The organism is Lysinibacillus sp. RS11, assembly GCF_042019215.1.
Taxonomy (GTDB): domain Bacteria; phylum Bacillota; class Bacilli; order Bacillales_A; family Planococcaceae; genus Lysinibacillus; species Lysinibacillus xylanilyticus_A.
On the sequence record NZ_CP168124.1, the window covers coordinates 2,349,259 to 2,367,911 of the forward strand.

Sequence of the window (18,653 nt, forward strand, 5' to 3'; positions counted from 1 at the left end):
ATTTCTGAGCCACCCTTATTCGTTGGAAAAAAGAATCAGTCCCTCTTATAGCCCTTTAATTCTGCTACATCCTGTAAATGCTGTTTTTCCTGTTCTGTAGCTGTATGTAGGGCAAAGACGTCTTGGATAGCTGTTTGAAGCTCGTGCTGTGTTTCTTTGAATTTCGATACTTGCTGTTCGAAAGAAGGGCTTGCAAAACGGTCATTCGTGCGAGATAACCGCTCCTCTAGCTGGGCATAGTGTTGGTCCATATTCATGGATAACATCATCGCCAATTGATTTTTCCAAAGCGGAATGAGGGTAACAATTGAAAATTCTATTTTTTCTGCTAGCGTTTGGTTTGATTGCTGAATCATCCGTATTTGTGGTGCCGTTTGTAAAGCCACCTGCTGCGACACTTGTAAATCATAAATGCGCTGATCGAGTCGTTCGATTTGAGCGGCAAAGTCATTAAGCTGTTGAATCGCAAGTGGTTGATTGGATGCCTGGACACTAGTCACCTTTGCAGGAAGCTCCACTTCGATTGCTTGTTGCTTCTTCATTTGCCCAGCCGCAATAGCAGTTGCTAACTCTTCAAAAAATCCTCTATTATGTGAATAAAGTTCTTCAAGCATTTCTACATCTTTAATCATTTGAAGCTGAGCACGTTCGAGCTGAACCCCAATTCGCTCTACTTGGATACTAATACGTTCAAATTCCGTTAATGTTTGCTTAATAGGACGCTCAGTTTTACCAAATATTTTTTTAAAAAAAGACTGCTTTCTTGGCTCTAACGCGTTAGGATCTACGCGGTCTAACGTTTGCATTAATGAATCTAACATTTGGCCAATTTTTGTAACGTCCTTTTGTTTTACTTGTACAAGCATTCGATCAGCAAATTGAGAAAGAGCTCGCTGTGAATCTTGCCCTAAAGATAGCACTGATTCGAATTTTGTTAGGTCGATTTGACTAGCATATAGAAGTGCACGACTTTGTGCAAGAGGCGACAGCGTTTCATACGTCGCCATCGCCTCATTATTTGTAGTTTCTAAATAAGATTGTACAAGGGGAGAAAGACCTTGTATTGTATTTAGTTGAAATGCGTGATCATTTGCTGTCACTTATCATCGCCTCGCCACTCCAATTGTTCTTTTCGTCTACTATTAGAACGATTTGCAAATTCGATTTCCATTTGAAGATGGTCGATATCATTAGAAAGCGCATCCTTTAAATCGATTTGAATCGTATCATTTAAATCTGTCAGTGTTTCTCGTGTTTTTGATAATGTTATTTGAATTTCCTTATCTTTCACTGGCTGCTTCGATAACATCGTATATTTTTCCGTTAATTCGACAGCAGAAGGTAGGTGAGCATAAAAAAATTGTTCAACATTATAAAATTTTCGTGGATCTGCCTTCACAATTTTCACGATGTTTTTTGAAATACGTGTCATTTCGATTAATTGTTTAAATGCCGAAACAGAACGTACACGTAAGTAGTTTTGGCTTAATGTTTGTATGTTTTTATTGGCTGCTTTAAGTTGTGTTTCAATTAGTTTGTATTCTTCTTTTGTTATACCTGCAATTTGTCTGACTTTCTTTTTCTGTCTATGTTTCAACAACGCTGTACTTGGCGCATAAGTACCAGCAAACAATAAACCACCAAGGAAGAATCCTGGATCTGCGGCAATTGCTGCGATAGAAACAGTTGATAGCGAAATAAAGACGCTAGCGGTATGTCTAGAGAAAAACTGTCCGACACTGAGCATGTTTCTTCCTCCTAGCATTTAAATATGTCTATATTCTTATACGAAATAATCGACATAAAGTTTCAATAAAATAAAACCCTTACATAAATTTTACTGCTAATTGTAAAGTTTCTCAATGATAATACATAAAAACGAGGAAATCCGTTGCTTTATAATAGAGAATTGGGGCAAACGAAATAGAAGTCTTGGTAGAATAGTGGCTCATCACCAAACGTGTGATTGAATTCCGTTCCGATGGAGCGCTTTTCTAGGGGCGTCCGATGAGCCGTTCCTCTATCGCTGATCCCCAGGAGGTCAGCCAGTCGGAACGATGACCAACTTATATACAAGGCATATCTCTTAACAAATGTCATCCAAGACTTTTGATAAAAAAACATAATATTATATTTGTGGTATATAATACTAATTAATTATGTTTGAGGGGGAGAATAATGAAGAAATTATTTATTGTGTTACTAGCAGCATTTGTATTTGCGGTAGTAAGTCCAACAAAATCAGAAGCGAAAGTGATGTATGATGGAGCGGAAGTTGTAAAAGGGCAAACAGGAAAAATGACCTTTAAAAAAGACATCAAGGTATATAAGAAAAATCCAGATGGTTCGTTTGATTCTTTAGTGGTTAAAAGAAATAACTTCTTTAAAACGTATGATATTGAAAAATACGATGGCAAAACATTCTACCAGATGGGGCAATATCGAGTACAAGCAACAGATTTAGTGGTTTTCAAAGAAGTACCGATCGATATTCGTTCATCTTTCTATAACAATCCAGTCTACGTCATGATTAATCATCAGGGCGTGAAAATTCCTGTCCAATATCAAGACATCGCATATGGTCAACCTTTAATAGTCGGAAAACGAGAAGAGGTTTGTACTGGTCCAAAATCAAGCTTAGTTTCTATAGAGAAAGGCAAATTAAATTACCATTATTGTGCTGGAGATATTGAAGGAGGGTAATTAATACCACTATTATTGATAGCACTGACGTTCGTATTTTCGAAAAGATAAACAAAGGTTCCTATGTATTAACTGAAGATACAGAACTTTTAAGTGCTCCAATGAAGGGGGCACCTAGTTATACAAAAATGTTGAAGGGAACTATATTCCAATTATCAGGGATTGAGATCAATGGTTATGTTGAGGTGGGTCTCAATGAGTATTATTTTAATTACATTCCAGTAAATCTACTGAAGCCAGTGAATGGCGAGTAAGGAACTAGGACTCAAACCTTAAAAAGAGAAAACATGCTTGCGTTCTGAGCTAATAGTGGATATACATGGGCAACTTAGTCCTGTAGAAGGGGCTGTCCATAAGGGAATGTATGTAAAAGGAAGTGTTTTTTACAGTGGAAAGGAAAGTATAGTTTTCAAGCGTTTCCACATTAAAAAAGACATCAACTCGCACTATTATGGGTGTATAGACCATTAAAGAATTATGGTTAATCGACTGCATTTATTCGTTCAGCAGGGTTTGCGTTACCACAAATCGGTATTAGCAAACGAGCATTTGTGGTAAAGTTGCACCCTTGAATCATTCCATTTGATAAAGAAAAAATGGAAGGGTGTTTAAGTATTCCAGACCAAGATTTTATGGTAGAGCGGTTTTACAGTTTAGAGATTATCTACCAAGGAATCAACGGCAAGGCGAAAAAATTGTGACTTTAAGGTTTTAATACGAGAGTGATTCAACATGAATCGATCATTTACATGGCGTGTTAATTTCTCAGATTTGGAAAATGTATTGAGCAAAAAATAAACGTCCAATAAAATGAAGAAAGGTAATTAAAAAAAGAGGCCAGGACATAACTGGTCAAAACCTTAAAAAGCACGAGAAATCAATTTTAGAAACGTTGATTTCTCGCGCTTTTCTGTTGTGAATTTTTTTTATTTTACTTTGAAAATATACTTATGACCAAGCCTCATTCTGTCGTTTGCTTATGAAAAGAGGAATGACACATAATGATCCAAGGAGAATGAACAGAATTAAGGTGTTGATTGGATTATCTTTTATAATAGTATCTTCTTTGTGGTTTTTTTCAAATTCTTTTACCTCTTCTATGGTCTTTACTTTATCATCTGGAAGAAATTCATTTTTATTTACATCATAGTAATAGAATCTGTGTTTGTTAAAGGTAAAAAAGTCATCTATAAGCGTTTTATATGAACTTGAAATCATTGCTAAGTTCACTTTTTCTGTATCAATCACTTTTTTTACATATTTTTCACTTTCTTTTTTAAACAATTCTTTTTCTTTTTTTAATAAGTTAGCTGCCTCACTTTTTACTTTTTCTACATCTTGCAGTGTTGTTGCTTTTTTCAATCCCTCCTCAATAAATGCTATTTGTTCCATTTTCATTTTTTCTTCAAATTCTTTTGTTTTTTGCTCTAATAATGATTTATCTTCTCTTTCTGTTTTAATCAGCACCGTTTTTGTTTCTTGTGCTAATATTTTGGCGGAGTCGTTTTTGTAATTATGAACTTCATTTTTGTTTTTATTATTTACTGAATTCAGGTACTCTTCTGTAACGAATTTTGTTGCCATGCTAGCAGATGAAAAAACGATACTCAATAGACATACTGACAGTCCGATCACACTTAATTTTTGTATAAATTTCATTTAAATCACCCCGTTTTTCATATTATTATCCACAAAAACCTCTTTGCATTTTATCTTTTAAATTCAAATTTTTTCTATTTTATGATGGATCAAGGAACTATATGAGAGATATATGGCAAACAGCGGCTAATAAGAAGCGAGGTATTACTAAAGATGAAGCAGCTCAAATTGATTTGATTAACGCTCAGATGAAGGAGAATGCGGTTAAGCATTTATCGGAATCTGAACGTGAACAAAAGTTAATATTAGAGCGTTTGAAAACTGATTCATCTGCTATCACAGCTACTCAAGCGGCTGAGGTTGTTAAGAACTCAGAGAAGCAACGTAAGGATTCAGTGAGTGCCGCCGAAAAGCAATACAACGAAACAGTTATGAATCTTCAAATGCAACGTGACGAGCTTGGTATCATTTCTGAGGAACAATATCAAAAGCTGAAGAACGATGCTGAGAAAACTAGGGACGATGCTGTTAAGAACGCTCAAGATATGCATAAGAATGTAGTATCAGAAGCTAAGAAACAAGCTGGAGAACATGTTGAACAGGTTAACTGGGAAACTGGTGAAGTTAAAACTAAATGGAGAATGCTCAAAGAAGATGTAGGTAGATCCGTTCGCGAAACCGCCGAATCAACTATTAAAAGCTTTAACGAAATGTTCACCGGAGTCAAGAAGTGGATGAGTGAAGTCGAAACCACAGTTAAAAAAAGTTGGGAAGCAGCTAAAAAGGTATTTAGTGTTGATAGTATGGTTCAAATTGGACGAGATGTTATCAATGGTTTAATTAAAGGTATTGGTGAAAAATGTGGAGGACAAAGCGCATAGAGAACGTCCAGTACATTTCTATAAATGGATAGTCTTCCACAATCAATAGATAATAGACCATGTAATTTAGAGAATTGGGTAGAATGGTAGATGGGTAAAATAATGTTATGGAAAAACACTATACTTTTGTAGGGTTTTTAACATCCATTGGTAGAATAGTAGATTACTAGTATATAATACTAAGATATTATGTTTTTAAAATTGAGTAGGAGGAGAATAATGAAAAAAATATTTATTGTGTTACTAGCAGCATTTGTATTTGCGGTAATAAATCCAACAAAATCAGAGGCTGTCAGGTATGATGGAGCAGAAGTATTTAAAGACCAAACGGGGAAAATGACTTTTACAAAAGATATTAAGATTTATAAGAAAAATGAGGATGGTACATTTGATTCATTAGTGGTGAAACGCAATAATTATTTTAAAACGTATGAAATTGAAAAATATGATGGCAAAACATTTTATCAAATGGGGCCATATCGTGTACAAGCAACAAATCTAGTAGTTTTTAAAGAAATACCGATGAAAATTCGCGCATCTTTCTATCCAAATGTAACGTATATTAATATCAACCGTAATAGCGGCGAATATGGCAAACTCTTTACGGAATGGCGTGATACTTCCATCACGGATATGAATGGTGATCAAATGTTGAGTTATTGCAGGGATACAGGAAATGGGTTAAAGTGCGAAAAGCATTATCCTGGTTCAGATATGAAAGTAGCCGATACAAAATTTAGAAAAGCCGGTGTACGTTATGAAGTAACGGAAGACTCTGAAGCGAAAACTTATCCATTAGTAGGTTCTAAAACGGAAAAAGCGATGCCGAAAGGAAGTATGGTTTATTCAGTGAGTGATTCCATTAATGCGTATTTATGTGTAAAGGAAGACTTAGAAGCTAATGATGAACAATGTACTTGGCTTCCGGTAGGTATTTTAAAGCCAATCTACTAAAGCCAGTTGAAGATGTGATAGATTATGAATTATTTAGCTCTCTAATTTATTTGATAGGGGGCTATTTTTTATGGTTTGTTGACCTACAGATAGGATGTTTGTCGATGTCTTAGGTTTAGATGAAAAGACCACTCCGTTATGGGTGGCCTTTGTTAAGATAAGATGTAAGCGATAGCTACTATAGATGAAATAGTGTCGCTTTTTATATCTTTATAAGGAGATTTAGATGAATAAACAACAATTAAATGTAACCCTTTCAATACCAATACCAGAAGATATGGTTTTAATCAAAAAAGTTGAACTTGAAGAATTACAACAAGATAGATTGATCGAAAGTCTATTGGACAATGAGAGATTTAGAAAACCGTATTGGTAAAAACTTGCCCCCAGCAAAGTCATTTTATATAAACCGTATTCATACAATAATGAATATAGCCAAAAAGCTTGATAAAACCTTGGTATTGCTCCAATACAAAAAAGGAGGAGCCAGACTAAACAATGTCTGACTCCATACGTACATAACCTTTTAAATCATCATATAGCTCTAACGTAAATGAATTAGAATCGGCTTGAGGGCTAACTCCTTTTTGAACAAACACTAGGAATTCGTCAATCGCTTTTTGTGCACCTTCAACTTCAACTTCTATTTGTTCATCATTGTTTAGTTTGCAATAACCTTTTAACCCCAGTTCAATCGCCTTTTGTTTAATAAAAAAACGGTAGCCAGTCCCATAAACATCTCCGAAAAATCTAATTAGCGCTCGCTTGTTCACGCTAAAACCTCCTTTACGTTAAGGGGAAAGAGTTCGCCCTGTACTTAGTGCATAACACGTTCTTTTTCTAAATATAAAATTAGATTATTGATAAAGTAAAGTACCTGCTTAGAAGCTTGGTCTACTTCTTTTAAATGAATTTCAGCCTGTTGAATTTGACCAACTTTGTGAGCCTCCGCCGCTAATTTTGCAGATTCATGAACACGTATATGATAGGCGTCTAATTCACGATAGTCTTGTAAGTGTCCAAATCGTTCTACAGAGCGTGGAGATAAATACCATTTACCTAGACGACATTCTTTATGAGAAGAAACATCACGTGACTCTACGTTTTCTAGACCAAGGAACATATTATAAATTCGCCATTTCCATAAAATATGATCTGCTTTTGATAATTGTAAAAGCGCAATAGATGATAGCTGAACATTATTATTGGCAATAATATCATTGCGGAAACGATTAATTTCTTTTCCTAATAAGTGAATATCGCTAGAAGTGTTATGACTATACTCACGAATATCATCCTGAAGACTAGAAATTTCAATCATTCTTGCTGAAACTTCATCTATTGCAGCTGCTTGTTCTTGAGAAATTGCAGCTGTATTTGTGACATCCAGATTAATATCTTCAATCGCACTAACAATTGCATTTAATAATGGTAACGACTCTTTCGCTTCAACTGTTGCTTCTTTAATAATCTCTGTCGTTCCCGTAATGGAGTTGGATACATCATTTGAATAACTTTTTAAATGATGAACATTTGTAGTGACCTCGCTGAGTGCTGATACAGTTCCCTCAGCAAGTTTGCGAACTTCCTGTGCAACTACAGCAAAACCTTTGCCATGTTCACCCGCACGGGCAGCCTCAATAGAAGCGTTCAAAGCAAGTAAATTCGTTTGATCAGCAATTTGGTTGATTAACGTTACGACATGTTCTATATCATTAACCCGTTTTTGCAATTCTGAAAAGGATTCAACAATTCTTGTGAATGTCTCTTCTGTTTTAAAGATTTCAGATAGGGCATGCTCAATGGCATTTTTTCCTTGTACAGCGTGATCAACAGACTCAGTTGTTTTCTCTGAAATACGAGAAGACATTCGAGCAACTTCATTAATAGAAGCGGCAATTTCTTCAGTTGCTGCGGTAGAGGATTGGATTTCTTCATTTTGTTTATCTAAGCTAAATACTAAATCTTTCATATACATGATTTTAGCGTTGACATCCATTAAAGAAGAAACCTCAGCAACTACATTTTCAATAATTCTTTCCGTTAATACTTCAACCAGTAATTCCTGATCGACATTGACAGCTGATTGAAAAGATTTCATATATTCAAAGGCTTTATAAGGTTTTAAACCGAAATTATGTAATATGTATGTAGTAATATAAAATGCGAATTGATTGAATACGACAATTAGTTTACCAGGCTCGTATTGATTTTTTCGGAATAAGTTGAAAAATTTAACGGTTTCATCCACATATTCATCATCGCGAGTACCTAAGAAAAATTGCGTTAAGTATCGGTTAATATATTCTTCACTAATCGTTAGCTGAGAGGTTGGGGAAATTTCACTCAAATAATTATGAAAAATAGCATTCATAGAAGGTGTGATGTCTTTTAACTTATTGTAGAGAGTTTTTAAATTTTCCTCATCTTGAGAATTAAAATGGTTAAATGCAAGTGTTTTATTGAAACGGCCTGTTGCATGTAAATTTGTACCACGCTTTAATAATTCCTCAAGCTCGGCTTTCGGTCGAATACTTGAAAACATAAAAAATACCTCCTAAAAATAATGAATAATAAGGCAATAATAGCATATTTCAGGGGGTTTTAATAGACATTTCAGATGTCTTTGCTAAAATGAAAATATCTTATTACAGCAGGGAATGTGGCAAATATGTATACAATTATTTACATGAAAGCTGATTATGAGCCTTGGTGGAAATTCGAAGGCTGGGAGACTTTTATCCAAACAAATGAAACGTTTGAAACGGTAGAGCAATTTGAATTGGCATTACAAAGAAAGTTGCAACATTTCCGATTAACGTATGACAATGAGGCAACTAAAGATGGGGGATTTTGGGCTTTTTGGTCAGAGGAAGAAAGTGTTTTTTGCGAAGCCTGTGATGATGATGTACAAATATATCATGGTATTATTGCAACGAAATCTGGGAATTGAAATAAAATTTTGAAATTAATTAAAAAAACAATTTTCTTTATTTGACAAAATTATGAATGATGGTTATACTTAGGTTAACAATTTAATTGCTTCACCGGATACATGAATTCACATATTACAAAAAGTGATCGCGTTAGTTCGGTACTCTTTGTAATATGTGAATTTTTTTCAATCGCTGAAGAAATTACATATTGTTCACTTTTATTTTTTGGAGGTTTTCTTAAATGAAACAAGGTACAGTAAAATGGTTTAACTCAGAAAAAGGTTTTGGATTCATCGAAGTTGAAGGTGAAAACGACGTATTCGTACACTTCTCAGCTATCCAAGGCGAAGGTTTCAAAACTCTTGACGAAGGTCAAAAAGTGGAATTCGAAGTTGTAGATGGCAACCGCGGACCACAAGCTGCTAACGTAACTAAACTTTAATTCTCAGTAATTAAAATTACTTTCGTTAATTTAAAGGCATCCTATGTAAATAGGATGCCTTTTTTTGCATTCTTTCAAACATTAAAGGAGTGGAAATTTTTTTGGTTACAAGTATAAAGTCGTAGCCACCTTGCGTTTGGGAAGCTAGAAATAAAAGGTGTGGATAGTGGGAAGAATGTACACAGCAACGTTTAAGGAGGCTTCGAATTGTGCTATACCGCAACATTTGATGTAAAATGAATGAAGTAAAGGAGGAAGATTACATTGAATACATCGCCACAAATACCGAGTGAGCAGGAGCAACAAGATTTTTATTATAAATTACGTGCTAAATTAGTATCCTTTCTTGCATCAAAATCCGGAAAGAAAAGTAAGTTTGCACAATATTTAATGTTTGTTCCAGATTTATTTCACTTATTAGTAAAAACACTTACAGATTCTAAAATCGATAAGAAAAATCGTGCCTTAATAGGTGCTTCTATAGCCTATTTTATCATGCCAGTGGATTTTATACCGGAAGGCTTAATAGGTTTTGGAGGATACTTAGATGATCTTGTCATAGCAACCTTTATTGTTAATACCATCATCAATAAATTAGGACCCGAAGTGATTGAAAAACACTGGACAGGTGACGACAATCTCCTTCATGTCCTGCAAAAAATCGCCGGAATAAGTGATGAGGTTACGAATAAAATCCCTGTAAAATCAGTTTTAGGACGTTTTATAAAAGAAGAAAGTAAAGGTCAAAAATAATTTTATTATGTAAACTAAAAAGCTACTTGTCCTATATAAATAAAGGACAAGTAGCTTTAAACGTTTTATTGTAGTTTACGCTGTAACACTTCAATAGGAACAAATAAGCCTACACGACCGTATGGCTCCTTTTCCATCGTGGCAAAGACGATTCCAATCACCTCTCCATCAGCATTTATGACAGGACTCCCACTGTTCCCTCGATAAACAGGGGCCTTCATCATCATTACGGGCTCCTGCCAATCGTTAAGGTATGTCGGTTCAAGTAGTTTACCTTCATTCGCAATACCCGTAAAGGCTAGCGGATTACCGATAAAATATACATGCTCATGCTCGTTATAGCTAGGGTTTTCGGCAAGGGAAAGGAAGGGGAAATTGTCGCCAGATACTTGTAATAACGCTAAATCAACATCTGGATAGCTTTGCAGTAACTCAGCTTTCATTAAACCTTCCTCAGGAAAAATGACAGATAAAGTATCGGCATCTTCTACAACATGAGCATTCGTTACGATCAGACCATCTGGCGAAATAGCAAAGCCAGTGCCTTTACTAGAACCAGTCGATACTTCTACTACAGCCTTCTTATATAGTTTGATATTTTCTTGTGCTGATAGCCGTGTTGATACTTTGATAAATTCAATCGCTGGAATAGAGTAAATTTGAAAGATCAGTGCGAATGTATTCAAAAATAACACAAATGCCATGCTCCAAACAATCCATCTTACAATAGGCTTTTGCTTTTTGGGCTTTTTATTTTGCTGCCGCTGTTCATGCTCTTCTGCTAACGCCTTTTGCTGTTCAGAAAGGACTAACTCAATGAATTCTTCTTCTGTCAATTCATCTTCAGCTGCTGATTTATGTATATCATTCATAAAAACTACCTCCTTATCCAAAATGAAAGACGCCCAAGCAGGACGCCTGTAGTGTGACTATTATTCAATTTTTTGTAAGGTTGACGTTATGACAAACTGTTCTTTGTTAGATGTCACCATCATATCTTCTGTACGGATAAGGCCAATGTTTTTTACAAAATATTTCGTTGTTGTTAGTGTATCTTCGGAATGTGTTAGCTGAATAACATTATGATAGACAGTTGTTGCAGTAGTGATAGAAGCCGTTGTCGATTGAATTGTCCAACCATTAAAGTTATTTCCTACTGTTAAAGGTTTTTGCAAAATTGTTTCGAGTACTGGAAAGGAAGCAGCTTCTTGTGCTGTAGGGAGAGTGGGTTTAGCGTCTACAGCTTCTTTATAGACAAGCTCAATCGCTCGATCCGTAATCCGGTACACTTTTAAAAGTGTGACACCGCCGTTATCTTCCACTTGTGCGATATGATTTGCACCGATGTAAGTTGTTTGAAGTGTGAAACTAGCAAATTCATTCCCTTCTCCTTGAAAAAAGGCTGTTGAACCATCAGGTGGGAAAAAGGATGCGAGTTCGGCTTTTTCGTTAGCTTCTTGTTCAACAGGCTGTTTGACTTCAGGTGTTTTGTCCACCACATTATGTTTAGGCTGATCCTCATGCTCTGTTCGATTTTCTTCACTACAACCAAAGAGTAATACTGCAAGAGAAAGTACGATTATATTAAGTCTCATATGCAAACTCCTTCAGCTATTTTCTATCATTATACGCGAAGTCTATATGTTATACGAATGTTATGAAAACCAGTTTTCTAGAAAGGTAATCTGTTTATTAGTCGAATCGAGGCGAACTCGTAAGCCGATGGGCATGGCATGAAGGGGATGTGTATGGCAGCAATCGACATCAGCGATAATAGGAATTCTACGTCCATCTAGCTGCTCTAACAACACATCATAAGGCTTTCTGCCAGAGCCTAAATCATCATATTGTTCATGTTTTCCTAAAATAATTGCAGAAACTTTGTCAAAAATGCCGTGTAGTTTTAACATAGCAAAGTTTTTCTCAACAACAGCAATGGTTTTAGATGTATCTTCTAGGAGTAAAATATCTCCTTCTTTAATTTGAGGGAAATAGGGTGTGCCAATAAAGCCGTACATCGTATTAATATTTCCACCAATTAAACGACCTTCAGCTATACCGGATTGGACGGTAATCCATGAGTTAGGATGCTGTGTTTTTTCAGTTGTTTTTTCTAACCAATTTACTCGGTCATCTGTCCATATTGGTGGAATTGGCATGTTATAAGGAATCGATAATGAACGTAAAAATAAATCTTTAAAATATTGCTCAGTATAATGGACAAAAGGTGGAAATTCACCAAAGGTAGAAGCTACAGAAGGTCCATAAAAGACGGGAAGTCCAGTCTTTGCATACATCGCTAGAAGTATGGCAGTTACATCAGACAAGCCAACAAGTATTTTGGGGTTGTGCTGAAAGGCTTCGTAATCTAAATAAGGTAGCATACTATTGGCGTTCGTACCACCCATAGTTGGTAAAATCATTTTGATGTGGGGATCACGCAGTAGGGCATTAAGCTCTTCTGCTCGTTCCTTTGGTGTACCGGAGCGATAAAAATCTTCTTTTCCAGTTAAAGAACCTTCTTTTAATGTAAAGCCAAGCGCTTGCAGACGCGCCTTACCGCGTTCATAGCGAGCCTTTGCAATAGCTGTAGCTGGTTTGGAAGGCGAATAAATACCAATGATATCGCCTTTAGTTAATGGGGAAAACATAAGATACCTCTTTCTTTTTAACTTATTTCAGCCGATTAAGAACGCAATTATACAGAGGCATAATTGCTAATAAGACAAAACTATTATACATGATTTTACAATTTTATGATCGTAGACTTGAACTTTAGTAAAGAGAGGTAAAAAGTAAGTGAAATGCATTGTTATAACAGAAATAAACATAATTATATTATGTAAACTTGATGATTGAAACTTGTAAGCGTGTTTATTATTTAATATGATAGAGGAGAATTTTTATGAAAATGGGGGGCGTTTACATGTATCGACAAGTAGATGATTTTATTAATGAATGGTCAGCCGCAGCACAAGGTACGATTCAAGTATTAAAAGCTGTAACGGATGACAAGCTAGAGCAAAGCATCGTAGAAGGTCACAGTACTCTTGGCTGGTTAGGCTGGCATTTAGTTGGAGCTGCTGGTTATTTCAGTTACTTAGCTGGTTTACAGGTACCAATGACTCGTCAAGAAGATCCAATTCCATCTACAGCTACTGAAATTGTAGCTGCCTACGAAAAAGTAGCAAATAGTGTGAAAGAGGAAGCGGCAAAGCTTTCAAATGAAGACTTAGTAGAGGAAGTAAAGGGCTTTACTGGACCAATAGCTAGAGGTGCATTATTACGTGTACTAGTCGATCATCAAACACACCATCGCGGACAGATGACAGTGCTTCTACGTCAAGCGGGCTTGCCAGTACCTGGCGTATTGGGACCAACGAAGGAAATGCAAAATAAATAAATGCAGCTTGAAAATGTACATGACTAAATTCAATTTTAGTGGTGTACATTTTTTATTTTATAATAATTTTTGAGCAAATTATTACATAATGAAGCATTCATATTATTATCTCAAACAACGAACAAGAAAAAATTGACATTTATATGTAATTTATTTAGAATATTTAGAAATAAAAGAAACGTATTGAATGAGAGTAGTAAGGATTTTTATCTTCATTATAGAGAAATCATATGGTGCAAGATTACAAAGAAATTTCCTAAACTTGCTCTAGAGTGGTAGGACGGATAAGGTCTTAACGGCTGATGTTCGTTATACGTTTCGAGTGGTACCACGTCAGTTACGTCTGTCGTCTCTTAGGTGATGATAGACGTTTTTTATTACATGAATGGGGTGATGAAGGTGAACATTAGAGAAGCTACAATTCAAGATGCACAAGGTATTGGAAAGGTTCATGTTGATAGTTGGAGAACGACATATAAGGATATTATTCCGGATCATTTCTTAAATAACCTTTCATATGAACAGAGAACAGAACTAGCGAAAAGGAATATTACAAAAAAAGATAATCACATGTTAGTAGCAGAAAATGAATTTGGAGAAATAGTTGGCTTTGCTGATGCCTCGACTAGAGAATCGAATGTCGTACCATGTTCAAGCGATTTAACGTCCATTTATCTACTAGAAGAATATCAAGGAAAAGGGATTGGAAAACTTTTATTGAAAGAGTTATTTATGTATTTTAAACAGAAAGGGTATCAGTCCATATTTGTAGAAGTATTGGCAGAAAATAAAACACGTTATTTCTATGAATATTATGGAGCGGAATATGTCAAAACAATGCAAATTACTATTGGTGGAAAAGTATTAGAAGAATATGTGTATGTGTGGAATGATATTGATAAGATCTTAGAAAAACTAGAATAAAGGGGCAATTGTCATCTTGTTCGCCTACCAAAATGATCAACCTTTTTTATTCTCCTATAAATGTTGGGGAATATAATTTCTAATCAGGTTTGTTCTTCAAACATCACACCTTATGTTTCCAAATATAAGATATTCCGTATCAATTAAATCAAATAAGAGTAGGCAATTCCCATGTAAAGTTAAAAAGGAATTGCCTCTTTTTATTTGGCGCAAATGATGAATCATATAGGTTATAGAATAAGTGTTATGAACATACTTCTGAATTAGAGATGCCCTTATATAAACCATTTAAAAATATTGAGATAAAGCCTTTACTCTCTTGCAATAAATCGAAATCCTTTCCAAAAACTAGCCAGTCGTATAAAGAACCACGCATACAACGAGAAATATAAATAGCAGTTTGCTGAACGTCCGTTTGTACAGATAGTTCGCCATCCGTAATGGCTTTTTGTATAAAAGAATGGAGAATTTTATAGAGTTTGCGTTCGGAATGGGTAAAGAAATTTTCTTCGTTTTCAATTAAGCCACTTTTGTAAACGGACCGCATTAAATCCATTCCTAAATCTTCTTTTAAATACTTCATTTGTGCCTCAATTAATGCAATAACCTTTTCCTTGAAGCAAAGATTTGCTGGTAATGTCGTTGTAAATTCCTCGTAAAAAAGATCAATTTCTTTAAATTTCTCTAAGAAAATATCGTACTTAGAAGAGTAATGACCATAGAATGCTCCTTTCGAGCTTTTGCTTTCTAGAACAATTTCATCAACAGTTACTTGATCAAAGCCTTTCTCTTGGAATAATTGAAGTGCTGTTTCGTATATATGTTTTTTTGTTTCTACCGCTTGTTGTTGTCTTGTTTTTTTCATTTTCTGCTCACCCAATTTTTATCAATTTCGCCTTTGCGTAAATCCATGACATCCGCCGGAAGCTACATCTTCATTCAATAAGTGTTTGAACACCAGTTGAATGAAGATAATATATTCTACTTAACTTTAACATAATTTGCGCCTGTGAATAATTTTATTTTTTGGAATAATCAGAAAAATATTGACAAATAATCGTCTTGCCAATTAATATACAGACTATAGTCTATGAAACTATTTTAAAAGGGGTGTACATAATGGATTTAATTGGAAATAGAACATTATGTTCTGTTTTAAGAGAGAGCGCTGAACAACAACCTGAAAAAAGTTTTCTTCATTTCGAAGATCAAAGTGGCATACTTTTTGAAAAAAATTATGAGGATTTTTTTCAAGAGGTCCTACGTTTCAGTAATGCACTTCTTAAGCTTGGCATAAAAAAAGGGGATCATGTGGTGTTACATTTACCAAATAACATGGAATTTTTTACAGCATGGTTTGCTCTTGCTGAAATTGGAGGCATTATGGTGCCAACTAACATTTTATCACCAGCAGATGAGATGAAGTATATGATTACACATTCAGAAGCTGTCCTTGTTATTACGGAAGAGGCTTACATCGAAAAGTTTGTAAGTATTAAGTGCGAAACGCCAACTATACAAAATATCATCATAACGAGACATCAAGGTAAACTTGAGGGAGTGTTAAATTTCAATGAGCTTATTAATAATGAAAGCGTTAACAATTCGCATTTTCCAACCGTTTTGTCAGAGGACATTGTGGCACTTCTTTATACCTCTGGCACAACATCGAAACCAAAAGGTGTTCAACTGACACATGCTAACTATATTTTCACAGGTGAATTAATGGCTCGTACCATTGCATTAACATCAGAGGATCGAACTTTTATTGTCTTACCGCTTTTCCATGGCAATGCACAATATTACTCAACGATGTCTGCCATCATGGTAGGAGCGAGTATTGCTGTGACTGAGAAATTTAGTGCTTCGCGATATTTTAAGCAAGCAAAGACATTAGGAGGAACAGTTGGTTCGTTATTTGCGGCACCTATTCGGATGATTTTAGCAAAAGATTATGACGAAGATATCAAGGATAATCCGTTACGACTTGTCCTTTTTGCACAAGCAGTAGCCGAACACCAGCTAATTCAATTCGAAGAACAATTTGATGTGAAATTATTGCAACTTTATGGTATGACCGAAACAGTTGGGACACCGCTTATTAATCCTCTATTCGGTAAACGAAAAAATATGAGTATAGGTAGACCAAGCATTGGCTATGAAGTTCAGCTGGTTGATGAACATGGGTTCCCGGTGAGACAAGGGGAAGTTGGTCAAATAGCTGTTAAAGGGATTCCAGGAAGAACTTTAATGGAGGGATACTTTAAAAACGAAGAAGCGACTAATGACACATTGAAAGATAACTGGTTACTGACAGGTGATAATGCACGAATCGATGAAGAGGGATATTTTTATTTTGTGGATCGTTTAAAGGATATGATTAAACGTTCAGGAGAAAATATTGCAGCGCATGAAGTAGAGGGTGTATTAGCGAAACATCCAGCGGTATTTGAAGCAGCAGTCATCGGTATACCAGATGAGATGCGTGATGAAGCTATTAAAGCTTATGTCATTTTACAGGCCGGCGCTACTGTCAGTGAAGAGGCGCTGATCGAGAATTGTCGAGAACGTCTCGCAAAGTTTAAAGTGCCAGATAGCATTGAATTTATGATGGATTTCCCTCGTACAGCTGTTGGCAAAATTCAAAAGCATGTTCTACGTAACTCGTATTTGATGACCAAAAATTGAATGTAGAGAGAAGGGGCTATATGAAAAATGTCAAAATATTATTAGCAAGTTTAGCGGGCTCGATCATTGAGTGGTACGATTTTTATTTGTATGGGACTGCAACGGGATTAGTTTTTACTACATTATTCTTCCCTTCGACTAACCCTGCAATCTCTATTTTAATTGCTTTTGCTACATTTGGAGCTGGGTATGCAGCACGTCCAATTGGCAGTTTAATTTTTGGACATCTGGGTGACCGTGTCGGTAGGAAAGCCTCGCTAATGCTTACTTTAATAGGAATGGGCGGTAGTTCGTTCTTGATAGGTTTATTACCTACCTATGCACAAGTCGGGATACTCGCGCCAACGCTATTAGTCATTTTGCGACTTATTCAAGGAGTTGCTCTTGGTGGTGAATGGGGTGGTGCGGTGTTATTAGCTACTGAATCCGCTACGAAAGGTGTGCGTGGTTTTTTCGGTTCCATTCCACAGCTTGGTGTACCGATTGGCTTAGTGTTAGGAACATTTAGTTTTACACTTATTTCTTCATTAACGACAGAAGCGCAATTTATGGCATGGGGATGGCGCTTACCGTTTCTTTTTAGCGCTGTTTTAATTGTTTTAGCCATTTGGATTCGAAGCGGAATCGAAGAAACACCTGAATTTAAACGCAAAAAGGACAATGGTGAATTAGCTAAATTACCAATTGTCCAAGTATTTAAATATAACAAAAAAGATATTTTTCGCATTATTGGCTTAAAAATAGGAGACGGATTTTTCAACGTATTTTTAATGTCCTTTATTTTGGTTTATGCGACTACGTATATTGGCTATACAAGAGATGTCGCACTGTTTGCCCTGACAATAAGCTGTGCCACAATGATTGTAACGATTCCAATTGTAGGGTATTTATCAGATTTTATTGGTCGTAAGAAAATTTATATTGGCGGACTTATATCGATGTTACTCCTAGCCATTCCATATTTCGTCATGATTCCGATTCATTCAACTTATTTCTTTATTATGCAAGTCGTTTTACTAGGTGTCGTTTGGGCAGCTATTTTCGCAACTCAAGGTACGTTTTTCTCTGAATTATTCCCGGCGAATGTTCGATATACAGGATTATCCTTTGGCTATCAAATCGCTGCGGCTATAGTTGGTTTCGGACCTATGCTATGGACATCTTTAGCAACAGAATATGGGGCATCACCTTATTTATTTGGTCCATTAATGATCGTAGGCCTCCTTCTATCACTGCTACTTGCCGTATTTTCACCTGATACACGTACAATCACGCAATATGAAGAACCTGTTGAGAAAGTACATGAAGATGAACAGGTGGCAGATGCTCAAGTAGAAGTGGCGATGACCTCGGCAAAGTCGTAGCTTAAT

20 protein-coding genes are annotated in these 18,653 nt (G+C 35.7%); 11 read left to right on the forward strand and 9 right to left on the reverse strand.

Translation table 11 applies throughout. From position 1 onward, the window contains the following. Positions 1-35: 35 nt before the first annotated feature. On the reverse strand, positions 36-1,100 hold the full coding sequence (locus AB9L17_RS12005; RefSeq protein WP_068984184.1) for a toxic anion resistance protein: 1,065 nt from the start codon (positions 1,098-1,100) through the stop codon (positions 36-38). Continuing rightward, positions 1,097-1,747 carry a 5-bromo-4-chloroindolyl phosphate hydrolysis family protein gene (locus AB9L17_RS12010; protein WP_068984185.1) on the reverse strand — a complete coding sequence of 217 codons (651 nt, stop codon included), beginning with the start codon at positions 1,745-1,747 and terminating at the stop codon, positions 1,097-1,099. The genes AB9L17_RS12005 and AB9L17_RS12010 overlap by 4 nt, the downstream gene beginning before the upstream one ends. 431 nt (positions 1,748-2,178) lie before the next feature. Between AB9L17_RS12010 and AB9L17_RS12015 the strand changes: the two genes are divergently transcribed. Then, positions 2,179-2,703 (forward strand): hypothetical protein, encoded by a 525-nt coding sequence (locus AB9L17_RS12015; RefSeq protein WP_375200711.1) that lies wholly within the window; start codon positions 2,179-2,181, stop codon positions 2,701-2,703. A gap of 948 nt (positions 2,704-3,651) precedes the next feature. Here the strand turns inward: AB9L17_RS12015 and AB9L17_RS12020 are convergent. Continuing rightward, positions 3,652-4,362 carry a hypothetical protein gene (locus tag AB9L17_RS12020; protein ID WP_375200712.1) on the reverse strand — a complete coding sequence of 237 codons (711 nt, stop codon included), beginning with the start codon at positions 4,360-4,362 and terminating at the stop codon, positions 3,652-3,654. Positions 4,363-4,463: 101 nt separating this feature from the next. On the opposite strand from AB9L17_RS12020, the gene AB9L17_RS12025 reads away from it, so the two are divergent. The 3 genes from AB9L17_RS12025 to AB9L17_RS12035 all read left to right on the forward strand — a co-directional run bounded on the left by AB9L17_RS12025 (position 4,464) and on the right by AB9L17_RS12035 (position 6,513). After that, positions 4,464-5,183 (forward strand): hypothetical protein, encoded by a 720-nt coding sequence (locus tag AB9L17_RS12025; RefSeq protein ID WP_375200713.1) that lies wholly within the window; start codon positions 4,464-4,466, stop codon positions 5,181-5,183. Positions 5,184-5,402: 219 nt separating this feature from the next. Continuing rightward, positions 5,403-6,137, forward strand: a complete 735-nt coding sequence (locus tag AB9L17_RS12030; protein WP_068984190.1) for a hypothetical protein — start codon at positions 5,403-5,405, stop codon at positions 6,135-6,137. Positions 6,138-6,363: 226 nt separating this feature from the next. Next, complete coding sequence (locus tag AB9L17_RS12035; RefSeq protein ID WP_175401718.1) at positions 6,364-6,513, forward strand: hypothetical protein; 150 nt, start codon at positions 6,364-6,366, stop codon at positions 6,511-6,513. A 115-nt stretch (positions 6,514-6,628) separates the two neighbouring features. Here AB9L17_RS12035 and AB9L17_RS12040 read toward each other — a convergent pair whose 3' ends face one another. Beyond that, on the reverse strand, positions 6,629-6,910 hold the full coding sequence (locus AB9L17_RS12040) for an acylphosphatase (protein WP_068984191.1): 282 nt from the start codon (positions 6,908-6,910) through the stop codon (positions 6,629-6,631). Between the two features lie 44 nt (positions 6,911-6,954). After that, the gene (locus tag AB9L17_RS12045; RefSeq protein ID WP_068984192.1) at positions 6,955-8,682 is read right to left on the reverse strand and encodes a globin-coupled sensor protein; all 1,728 of its coding nucleotides are present in this window, start codon (positions 8,680-8,682) and stop codon (positions 6,955-6,957) included. A gap of 126 nt (positions 8,683-8,808) precedes the next feature. Here AB9L17_RS12045 and AB9L17_RS12050 point away from each other — a divergent pair, with 126 nt between their 5' ends. The 3 genes from AB9L17_RS12050 (at position 8,809) to AB9L17_RS12060 (ending at position 10,268) form a co-directional block, all read left to right on the forward strand. Next, on the forward strand, positions 8,809-9,090 hold the full coding sequence (locus AB9L17_RS12050; RefSeq protein ID WP_068984193.1) for a DUF1033 family protein: 282 nt from the start codon (positions 8,809-8,811) through the stop codon (positions 9,088-9,090). Positions 9,091-9,314: 224 nt separating this feature from the next. Continuing rightward, the gene (locus AB9L17_RS12055) at positions 9,315-9,515 is read left to right on the forward strand and encodes a cold-shock protein (RefSeq protein WP_004230088.1); all 201 of its coding nucleotides are present in this window, start codon (positions 9,315-9,317) and stop codon (positions 9,513-9,515) included. Positions 9,516-9,779: 264 nt separating this feature from the next. Further along, entirely contained in the window at positions 9,780-10,268 is a 489-nt protein-coding gene (locus AB9L17_RS12060) for a YkvA family protein (protein WP_375200714.1), read from the forward strand. A gap of 65 nt (positions 10,269-10,333) precedes the next feature. On the opposite strand, the gene AB9L17_RS12065 is transcribed toward AB9L17_RS12060, so the two are convergent. From AB9L17_RS12065 to AB9L17_RS12075, 3 genes are read right to left on the reverse strand one after another with little or no spacing between them, the layout of a single operon-like run. Further along, positions 10,334-11,140 (reverse strand): S1C family serine protease, encoded by an 807-nt coding sequence (locus tag AB9L17_RS12065; protein WP_068984195.1) that lies wholly within the window; start codon positions 11,138-11,140, stop codon positions 10,334-10,336. Between the two features lie 60 nt (positions 11,141-11,200). Next, complete coding sequence (locus AB9L17_RS12070; protein ID WP_068984196.1) at positions 11,201-11,863, reverse strand: hypothetical protein; 663 nt, start codon at positions 11,861-11,863, stop codon at positions 11,201-11,203. Between the two features lie 60 nt (positions 11,864-11,923). After that, on the reverse strand, positions 11,924-12,919 hold the full coding sequence (locus tag AB9L17_RS12075) for a S66 family peptidase (protein ID WP_068984197.1): 996 nt from the start codon (positions 12,917-12,919) through the stop codon (positions 11,924-11,926). Positions 12,920-13,194: 275 nt separating this feature from the next. On the opposite strand from AB9L17_RS12075, the gene AB9L17_RS12080 reads away from it, so the two are divergent. Next, positions 13,195-13,671 (forward strand): DinB family protein, encoded by a 477-nt coding sequence (locus AB9L17_RS12080; RefSeq protein WP_068984474.1) that lies wholly within the window; start codon positions 13,195-13,197, stop codon positions 13,669-13,671. A 399-nt stretch (positions 13,672-14,070) separates the two neighbouring features. Next, on the forward strand, positions 14,071-14,595 hold the full coding sequence (locus tag AB9L17_RS12085; RefSeq protein ID WP_068984198.1) for a GNAT family N-acetyltransferase: 525 nt from the start codon (positions 14,071-14,073) through the stop codon (positions 14,593-14,595). A 244-nt stretch (positions 14,596-14,839) separates the two neighbouring features. Here AB9L17_RS12085 and AB9L17_RS12090 read toward each other — a convergent pair whose 3' ends face one another. After that, positions 14,840-15,460 (reverse strand): TetR/AcrR family transcriptional regulator, encoded by a 621-nt coding sequence (locus tag AB9L17_RS12090; RefSeq protein WP_068984199.1) that lies wholly within the window; start codon positions 15,458-15,460, stop codon positions 14,840-14,842. A 254-nt stretch (positions 15,461-15,714) separates the two neighbouring features. Here AB9L17_RS12090 and AB9L17_RS12095 point away from each other — a divergent pair, with 254 nt between their 5' ends. Together AB9L17_RS12095 and AB9L17_RS12100 are read left to right on the forward strand one after the other, a co-directional pair. After that, positions 15,715-17,283: an AMP-binding protein gene (locus AB9L17_RS12095; protein ID WP_375200715.1), complete on the forward strand. Its 1,569-nt coding sequence runs from the start codon at positions 15,715-15,717 to the stop codon at positions 17,281-17,283. A 20-nt stretch (positions 17,284-17,303) separates the two neighbouring features. After that, entirely contained in the window at positions 17,304-18,647 is a 1,344-nt protein-coding gene (locus AB9L17_RS12100) for an MFS transporter (RefSeq protein WP_375200716.1), read from the forward strand. The last annotated feature ends 6 nt before the right edge of the window (positions 18,648-18,653 follow it).